A 1,702-nucleotide genomic window follows, 5' to 3' on the forward strand; every position below is an offset into this window, starting at 1 on the left:
CCGCGACCCCGGCCGCCGCCCCCGCTTCCGCTCCGGCCGCGGCTCCCGCCGCGCCGGCGGCCTAAGATACGATTGCAGGATTAAGTCCGATGGCTCACGCCGCTGACATCGATCAACACGACGCGTCGCACGACGACGCCGACCACAAGCCGCCCTTCTTCCAGCGTTGGTTCTTCTCGACCAACCACAAGGACATCGGCACGCTCTACATCCTGTTCGCCATCATGGCGGGCCTGGTGGGCGGCGCGCTGTCGGGCCTGATCCGCTGGGAACTGGCCGAGCCGGGCATCCAGATCTTCGGCCCCAACTCGTCGATCAGCCTCATGGGCCTCGTCGAGCAGTCCAAGCACGGCTACAACGCCGTGGTCACCGCCCACGCCCTGATCATGATCTTCTTCATGGTCATGCCGGCGATGATCGGCGGCTTCGGCAACTGGTTCGTGCCGATCATGATCGGCGCGCCGGACATGGCCTTCCCGCGGATGAACAACATCTCGTTCTGGCTGCTGGTCGCCGCCTGGTGTCTGCTGCTGACCTCGATGTTCGTCGACGGCGGCCCGGGCAAGGGCTTCGGCGGCGGCTGGACGATCTATCCGCCCCTTTCGACCACCGGCCACACCGGCCCGTCGATGGACCTGGCGATCCTGGCCCTCCACCTGGCCGGCGCCTCGTCGATCCTGGGCGCGATCAACTTCATCACCACGATCTTCAACATGCGCGCGCCGGGCATGACCCTGCACCGCATGCCGCTGTTCGCCTGGTCGGTGCTGATCACCGCCTTCCTGCTGCTGCTGTCGCTGCCCGTCCTGGCCGGCGCCATCACCATGCTGCTGACCGACCGCAACTTCGGCACCCACTTCTTCGACCCGGCCGCCGGCGGCGACCCCGTCATGTTCCAGCACCTGTTCTGGTTCTTCGGTCACCCGGAAGTGTACATCCTGATCCTGCCCGGCTTCGGCATCATCAGCCACATCGTCTCGACCTTCTCCAAGAAGCCGATCTTCGGCTATCTGGCGATGGCCTACGCCATGGTCGCCATCGGCTTCGTCGGCTTCATCGTGTGGGCCCACCACATGTACACCGTCGGCATGAGCATCAATCTGCGCGCCTATTTCGTGGCCGCGACGATGGTCATCGCCGTGCCTACCGGCGTGAAGATCTTCTCGTGGATCGCCACGATGTGGGGCGGGTCGATCAGCTTCAAGACGCCCATGCTGTGGGCGATCGGCTTCATCTTCCTGTTCACCGTCGGCGGCGTGACCGGCGTGGTCCTGTCGAACGCCGGCATCGACTACAGCCTGCACGACACCTATTACGTCGTCGCCCACTTCCACTACGTGCTGTCGCTGGGCGCCGTGTTCGCCATCTTCGCCGGCTTCTTCTACTGGTTCGAGAAGATGTGGGGCGTGAAGTACAACGAATTCCTGGGCTGCGTGCAGTTCTGGATCATGTTCGTCGGCGTCAACCTGATCTTCTTCCCGCAGCACTTCCTGGGCCTGCAGGGCATGCCGCGCCGCTATGTCGACTATCCGGCCGCCTTCACCCTGTGGAACCACGTCTCGTCGATCGGCTACGCGATCACCGCCGTGGGCGTGCTGGTGTTCCTGGTGATCCTGCTGGAAGCCGCCATCCGCCGTCGCAAGGCCGAGGCCAATCCGTGGGGCGAAGGCGCCACCACCCTGGAATGGACCCTGTCCTCGCC

At 64.7% G+C, this 1,702-nt stretch carries 1 protein-coding gene; it reads left to right on the forward strand.

Translation table 11 applies throughout. The features are described from left to right. Positions 1-89 precede the first annotated feature (89 nt). Positions 90-1,702: cytochrome c oxidase subunit I (gene ctaD / locus AC1DZ6_RS24705; protein ID WP_477099740.1), on the forward strand; the 1,613-nt coding region annotated here is incomplete at its 3' end.

The organism is Caulobacter sp. P1_B12_2 (genome assembly GCF_056406675.1).